This window comes from Enteractinococcus helveticum (assembly GCF_020742345.1).
In the GTDB taxonomy this organism is placed as follows: Bacteria; Actinomycetota; Actinomycetes; order Actinomycetales; family Micrococcaceae; genus Yaniella; species Yaniella helvetica_A.
In genome coordinates this window covers 21,471-27,470 of record NZ_DYXC01000002.1, presented here as the reverse complement: position 1 = coordinate 27,470, position 6,000 = coordinate 21,471, and the positions used below count along the sequence as shown (strand labels likewise).

Genomic DNA, 6,000 nt, shown 5'->3' with positions numbered 1-6,000 from the left:
TCCTGAGGGGTGTTCAATACCGAGGCTTTGCTGTTTTCCTGTGCCGGGTGTGCCGAGCTGCGCGGCAACCGAGCCCTGTAGGAGTACAGCGGTTGCAACGGTAACGGCGGCCAGCACCCCGATTGATTCGTGAACTCGATGGGGTATGAAACTGCGCGTGGAAATTGCGCCGCCATCACGTGGCGCTGCGACAAGGGTCATTTTGGGGTACGACTCATCGGTGACATCACCTAGTCCCATGACCTGGGCCGCAGCCAGGCGCAGGGCTTCAATGCGCGTTTTGAGGTCGGTGTTATCGGTCAATTCGGGCACGGTTTCATAGCCGGTCGCACCGAGGTCATTGGCGTCGATAATAACTAGGGGTTGACCATTGTCGATCAGCGTAACCGTGTAGTCGGTGCCATCGGCGGTCACCACATCGGTCACATTGCCGGTGGGGAGTAGCGCGCTGGCGATGGAGCCGGCGGTGTTAAGAAAGCGGATATTCACCGGTGCTGCGGTGCCGTTGACCCCGGAAATTTCGGTGTGGCCGGCGTATTGAACATAGCGTTGGCCGCTGAATTCTGGCGTGTGAATTCCAATGCGGGATATGAGTCCGGTATTGGTGGTGCGCACGACGACGTCGGTGACATCGGCATGTGGTTTGATCAGGCCAGTTTCAACCGCAAATGGGACGACGGCGGCCAGCATGTTGCCGCAGTTCTGGGTGGTTTGTACGGTGGTTGCTTCGGGTTGGAGTTGTACGAAGGTGAAGTCGAGATCTACGCCGTCAAGTTCTGAGGCTTCAATAATCCCGGCTTTGGAGGTTAGCGAGTGGGCGCCACCGATGCCATCGACCTGCAGCGGATGTGGGCTACCCATTACGGACAACAGCACCTGGTCACGGATTTCCGGGTCCTGGGGTAGGTCGGATGCCAAGAACATCGGACCGCGGGAGGTGCCGCCTCGCATGAGGCACATCGGAATGGCCGTTTGATCGCCGATGCGGCGCGCAGTAGGGGTCATGAGCATCCTTTGTTGTGTGGGTCCTCACACCACAATAGTCGCTAACAAGATTGTTTACAATGTTGTTAGCGTTCGCTGACAGTTCTCGCGGCAATGACTACTATGAGTACAACCACCGCAGAGTACCGAGCAGAATTTTGGAGAGCCCATGACCAGTGCCACACCGTTAACCCCAGCACGGGATATCACCCAACAGTTATCGCTTACTGATCGACTGCGTCAGGATATCGTGGCGGGCAATCTGGTGCCGCATCAACGCCTCATTGAATCTGATGTGGCAGAAGAACATGGCGCCTCACGTGGTGAGGTACGGCTGGCACTCAATGAGCTCATTACTGAAGGTTTGGTCGAGCGGATCCCGAATCGTGGAGCACGAGTTCGGAAGGTCTCACTAGAAGAAGCCATTGAGATCACCGAGGTGCGGGCGGCTGTGGAATCACTGTGCGCGCGGAAAGCAGCCGAGAAAATCACGGATGAGCAGGCGAATGAGCTCAGTGATATCGGCCAGGCGATGCAAGAAGCCGTTGAACGTGGTGCTCGCGACGAATATTCGAATCTTAACCGAAAATTGCACACGTTAATCATTGCGGTTGCGGATCAACAGACGGCGGCCCAAACCATTGCTCGGCTCCGTGGCCAAGCCATTCGGTATCACTTCCAGCTTTCCACGCAACCAGACCGACCCCAGGTTTCCTTGCCGCAACACTTGGCAATTATTGAAGCGATCTGTGCGCGCAATCCGGGGGCGGCGGCTGCCGCGATGCAGGAACATTTAGATTCTGTGGCCGAGGCTATCGCTACTTCACGATGAGCTCGAGGCCTCGACTGACTCCAACATGGCTAGCCCGTCCTGAGCCCAGGAAATTTCGGCCTCAGCTTGTTTGAGAATGCCTTCATAGGCGAAGATTTTGAATCGAGTGATTTTCGCGTGATCGGCTTCCGGGTACCGCGCCAAGCGCTGCTTATGGAAATCCGATGATTGTTCGCGGAGCTCATCGATCTGACCGTGAATGTCTTTGACCACCTGTTCGTAGTGCCGCAGGTGGTCTTCGAGACACTGGCGTGCGTCGTCGTCATCGGCGAATTCAAAATAGGCCGCCCGCAATCGCACTTCACTGCGTTCTGGACGGTAGGTGACCGGCTGGCCTTGCCAGGTGTTGAGGTATTGGAGTCCCACCTTGGTGATTGCGTATTCGGTTTTGGTCGCCCCTTTGGTACCCCAGGGCACCGGATAACCCTCGATGAGTTCCTCGGCTTGCATCTTTTTGAGTTCCGGATAGATCTGTGAGTCGGGAGCATGCCATAAAAAGCCCACGGAGGAGTGGAAGTTTTTGGCAAGGTCGTATCCGGTATGGGGGCCGGCAGAGAGCAGGGTTAACAGGGCAGAACGTAAACTCATGGCAACCGTAGCGTATTCTAATCCTTTGAATTTTGCTGTTTGTGACTCGCGATGCAGCAATCTCCTGTTGTAGGAAATCAACAAACAACCCCGACAAAACGTATCAGATCTGATACTGCAAATACATGAGCGATGCGTTCGACTTTACTGAGATGAGCGAGGACTTGGTAGCAGTTCTGGAATCTGCCGAGGCATTGCAGCACCATGTCCCAGACGCAACGCTCGTCGGTGGGAGTGCCGCTGCTCGATACGCGAATCACCGATCATCTTACGACCATGACCATGTCATCAAAGACTTGCGGGAACGCTTCGACCTAGTGCTTGAAGCCCTGGAGTCTGATCCCGATTGGATTACCAATAGGGTAACCCCAGGAAAAATTATTCTTGGGCAGCTCGGTGATATCGAAGCAGGCGTTCGCCAGATGATTCGCACGGTTCCACTTGAAGTTCGCGAGGTACAGTTACCAAGCGGCAATATAGTGCGCGTTCCGACACAGCAGGAAGCACTGCGCATCAAAGCGTATCTTGCAGTCAAACGAAACCAAGTGCGTGATTATCTTGACATTGCGGCACTCTCCCACCGTTATGAGCGGGGCAACGCTGCCCGCGCACTGAACGAAATCGACCGATATTATACGGATCCAGCAATGGCTGGAACGCCAGTTGCCAACCAAATAGTTCGCCAGATGGCATCCGTCCGACCAAAGGATAGGTCAACCATCACTCAGCTCGACCGCTATAAAAACATTAGAGCCCCGTGGAATAACTGGGACCATGTCAAAACAGTGCTGCTTGATATTGCGTCTCGAATGGAACGGATGGATTATTCGTAATGTTAGTTTTTCGCAATATTGATGCCGCCGAATCGCACCCGGTAGAAACCTGGGGCTTCGAAGGTCTGCTCACCGCGTTAGATCGGGGTGGTTTAAGTCAGTGGCGGCGAATCGGAGAAGCTGTCCGCAATGATCCCTGGGGAAAAGTTGCTTCAGGACTCGAAGAAGTTTTTCAAGTAGCCGAAGATTCCGGCGCCGTGGCGTTGCTGCAAAAAGTTCTGAGCGATGCGCGACAAACTGACAAGCAATCATTCGGTGAGCAGTTCACGGTTCTTCTGGAGGAGGCTGGGATGACACAAGCACAAGCTGCAGCATTCCTTGGCACCTCCCGTACGAGAGTGAACTCATATTGCAACGGCGCGGTGACACCCTCTGCGATAGTGGTGGAGCGCCTTCGACAGAAAGTGCTCCACCACCGTGAGTTTTTGGCCTAACGCAATGGCTTAGGCGTACTGGGTACGCCAGCCACCTTGGTAGGATTCACGAGCAACCGTGGAGTATGGAACCGGTGAAACGATGGCACGAACTTCTTTTTGTTCGTGGGTTTCAACCGATAGTTTCTTGGAGCCGCCGTTTGGTTCGCCCCAGGTGACGGTCAATTCGGCGCCTTCTGGCACGTCTGCGTTGACGGTGGCCAGCGACAGGCCACGACGTTCGTTGGCAGTGTAGCCGGTGAACATCGACACGCCGACGACGTTGCCGTCGGCGTCGGTGACCTGGTCGTAGTTTGAGGCACCGTAGTTGGCCAGTGGCAGGTCGAAGAACTTGTAATTCGGGCCGTCAACGTTCAGCGGCGAATCCACGATTTCTTTGAGGTCATCGGCATTCCATTCGAGGGTGACCTTGCGGCGCTGCTTGTCCTTATCGATGGCTTCTAGCGCGTCGCGGCCGATGAAGTCGTGGTCGAATTTCACGAACGAACCGTAGCCGATTTCCCAAGGGTTGACGTAGTAGTCTTCGATGTTGTCCGAGATAAACGAACCGGCAAGTGGTGCGGTGGCTTCATAAGAGTCCGCACCCAGCCATTCGCGGTAACCGCGCTCGGCTTCACCAGAGTAGATGCCTGGCAGTGGCGATGGGATCCAGCCGGATTCCAGGGTGTTCGTTGCATAGGCACGGGAGCCAACTGGCAGTAGACCGAATTCGGCACCGGCTTCAACAATGGCGTTGCGAACGCGAGCGTGGTGTTCGTATGGGCCATAAATTTCCAGACCTGGTGCACCAGCCATACCGTGACGCAGGGTGCGGACCTTGAGTCCGTCAATGTTCATATGCGCCATGCGGAAGAATTTCAGCTGCTCAACTTCCGAACCATTGAGCTTGTTGATGACATCCCAAGCAGCTGGGCCCTGGATCTGGAAGCGGAAGAGCTCACGGTTTACCGCATCACCGTACGGACGAGATGGCGAACGGCGATCAACCTGCAGGTCAAGGTTCTTGTAGCCACCTTTTTCTGCGTGGTACATCAGCCAGTTGGTAACGGGTGCACGGCCGACGTAGGTGAATTCGTCTTCGGATTCGCGGAAGAGGATTCCGTCACCGACGACGGCACCGGTCGAGGAGACTGGCACGTACTGTTTGGCCATATCGACAGCGAAGTTTGCTACGGAGTTGATTGCGGTATCTGAAATCAGGTTGATCGCATCCGAACCAGACAGGAAGACTTGATCCATGTGGTGGGACTGGTCGTAGAGCACCGCGGTGTTGCGCCAGGCTTTTTGTTCGTTGATCCAGTTGCCGAAATCTGCTGGAACAACCGGGTAGATATAAGAGCCGGTCTGCGCGTTGCGTAGCAGGTCGACTGCGGACTGTTCGTTGAGCAGGTCCTGAAGAGACTTTGCCATAATGGCCGCCTTTCGTAGAGTGTGTTAGCTAACGGATGGGGACTTTTACAGTTTGTTGGTGAAATCTTGGGCCCATTCAGCGGTCTTAGCCATGCCGCCAAAGGTATAGAAGTGCACGCCCACGGTGCCTTGATAGTTGGAGGTCGAGGCTTCTTCAGCCAGGTTGCGCAGGAATTTATCCGGTCCGGCACTGCCCATGAGGTTCGTCAGTGAGAAACCATATTTTTTGACGATTCCCGCCGATGATGCCACTCCGAAGCGTTTGGCATAGCCGAGCAGACGCTTGATGCCAGCTGGCCCTGGTACGCCAATACGGACTGGGATAGCAATGTTTTGGGCCGCGAGCTCATTGAGCCATTTGGCTACCGGGTCCGTATCAAAACCGAACTGGGTCAGTATGACGCCGCTGAGGTTTTGTTCTTTCAGCAGGTCGACTTTTCCGTTGAGCTCACGGGCCAAGATTTCATCGGAAATATCCGGGTGACCTTCTGGGTAGCCCGCAATGGAAACATCTTCTACACCGAAGTCTGGGAAAATGCCCGATTGGAGCATTTCTAGCGAAGAGCCGTAGGGACCCATTGGTTCAGCAGGGTCGCCGCCGACGGCAAAGACGTGTTTGACGGCGTCGACGTCAGCTAGGGCTTGGAGAAATTCTTTGAGTTCGTCTTCGCTGCGCAACCGGCGGGCGGAGATATGTGGAACCGGAATGAAACCGAGTTCTTTGACCGCCTTGGCCGCGGTGACCCGCATGTCGAGGTCTTCATTGCCAAGGAAGGTGACGTTGATGCGCGTGCCAGCAGGAATAGCTGGTGCTGCTTCGCGCAATGCTTCAACGTCTTTACCGGTCATTTCCAACGAAAAATCCTGCATCAGTGTGCGGACATTCGAGGGTTGAGTTGACTGGGACATGTAGTACGCC

7 protein-coding genes are annotated in these 6,000 nt (G+C 55.0%); 3 read left to right on the top strand and 4 right to left on the bottom strand.

All coding sequences use genetic code 11. From position 1 onward, the window contains the following. The coding region (locus K8V32_RS00195) for a PrpF domain-containing protein (protein ID WP_303901142.1) at positions 1-1,005 on the bottom strand (1,005 nt) is incomplete at its 3' end. A 148-nt stretch (positions 1,006-1,153) separates the two neighbouring features. Here K8V32_RS00195 and K8V32_RS00190 point away from each other — a divergent pair. Further along, positions 1,154-1,816: a GntR family transcriptional regulator gene (locus K8V32_RS00190; RefSeq protein ID WP_303901140.1), complete on the top strand. Its 663-nt coding sequence runs from the start codon at positions 1,154-1,156 to the stop codon at positions 1,814-1,816. Here the strand turns inward: K8V32_RS00190 and K8V32_RS00185 are convergent. Next, a complete protein-coding gene (locus K8V32_RS00185) occupies positions 1,808-2,404 on the bottom strand; it encodes a PadR family transcriptional regulator (RefSeq protein WP_303901138.1) in 597 nt (198 codons plus the stop codon). The two genes, K8V32_RS00190 and K8V32_RS00185, sit on opposite strands and share 9 nt — an antisense overlap. A 125-nt stretch (positions 2,405-2,529) precedes the next feature. On the opposite strand from K8V32_RS00185, the gene K8V32_RS00180 reads away from it, so the two are divergent. After that, positions 2,530-3,237 carry a hypothetical protein gene (locus K8V32_RS00180; protein WP_303901136.1) on the top strand — a complete coding sequence of 236 codons (708 nt, stop codon included), beginning with the start codon at positions 2,530-2,532 and terminating at the stop codon, positions 3,235-3,237. Next, positions 3,237-3,671 (top strand): helix-turn-helix domain-containing protein, encoded by a 435-nt coding sequence (locus K8V32_RS00175; RefSeq protein WP_303901134.1) that lies wholly within the window; start codon positions 3,237-3,239, stop codon positions 3,669-3,671. Before K8V32_RS00180 ends, K8V32_RS00175 begins: the two co-directional genes overlap by 1 nt. Positions 3,672-3,680: 9 nt before the next feature. On the opposite strand, the gene ligM is transcribed toward K8V32_RS00175, so the two are convergent. Then, positions 3,681-5,081 carry a vanillate/3-O-methylgallate O-demethylase gene (gene ligM / locus K8V32_RS00170; protein ID WP_303901132.1) on the bottom strand — a complete coding sequence of 467 codons (1,401 nt, stop codon included), beginning with the start codon at positions 5,079-5,081 and terminating at the stop codon, positions 3,681-3,683. Between the two features lie 45 nt (positions 5,082-5,126). Next, positions 5,127-5,990, bottom strand: coding sequence for a methylenetetrahydrofolate reductase (locus tag K8V32_RS00165; protein WP_303901130.1), 864 nt, complete (start codon positions 5,988-5,990; stop codon positions 5,127-5,129). Positions 5,991-6,000 lie beyond the last annotated feature (10 nt).

What these genes read in the sequence shown, in the direction of transcription:
- K8V32_RS00190 (WP_303901140.1), top strand. Translation starts at nt 1,154, where the DNA reads ATGACCAGTGCCACACCGTTAACCCCAGCACGGGATATCACCCAACAG.
- K8V32_RS00185 (WP_303901138.1), bottom strand. Translation starts at nt 2,404, where the DNA reads ATGAGTTTACGTTCTGCCCTGTTAACCCTGCTCTCTGCCGGCCCCCAT.
- K8V32_RS00180 (WP_303901136.1), top strand. Translation starts at nt 2,530, where the DNA reads ATGAGCGATGCGTTCGACTTTACTGAGATGAGCGAGGACTTGGTAGCA.
- K8V32_RS00175 (WP_303901134.1), top strand. Translation starts at nt 3,237, where the DNA reads ATGTTAGTTTTTCGCAATATTGATGCCGCCGAATCGCACCCGGTAGAA.
- ligM (WP_303901132.1), bottom strand. Translation starts at nt 5,081, where the DNA reads ATGGCAAAGTCTCTTCAGGACCTGCTCAACGAACAGTCCGCAGTCGAC.
- K8V32_RS00165 (WP_303901130.1), bottom strand. Translation starts at nt 5,990, where the DNA reads ATGTCCCAGTCAACTCAACCCTCGAATGTCCGCACACTGATGCAGGAT.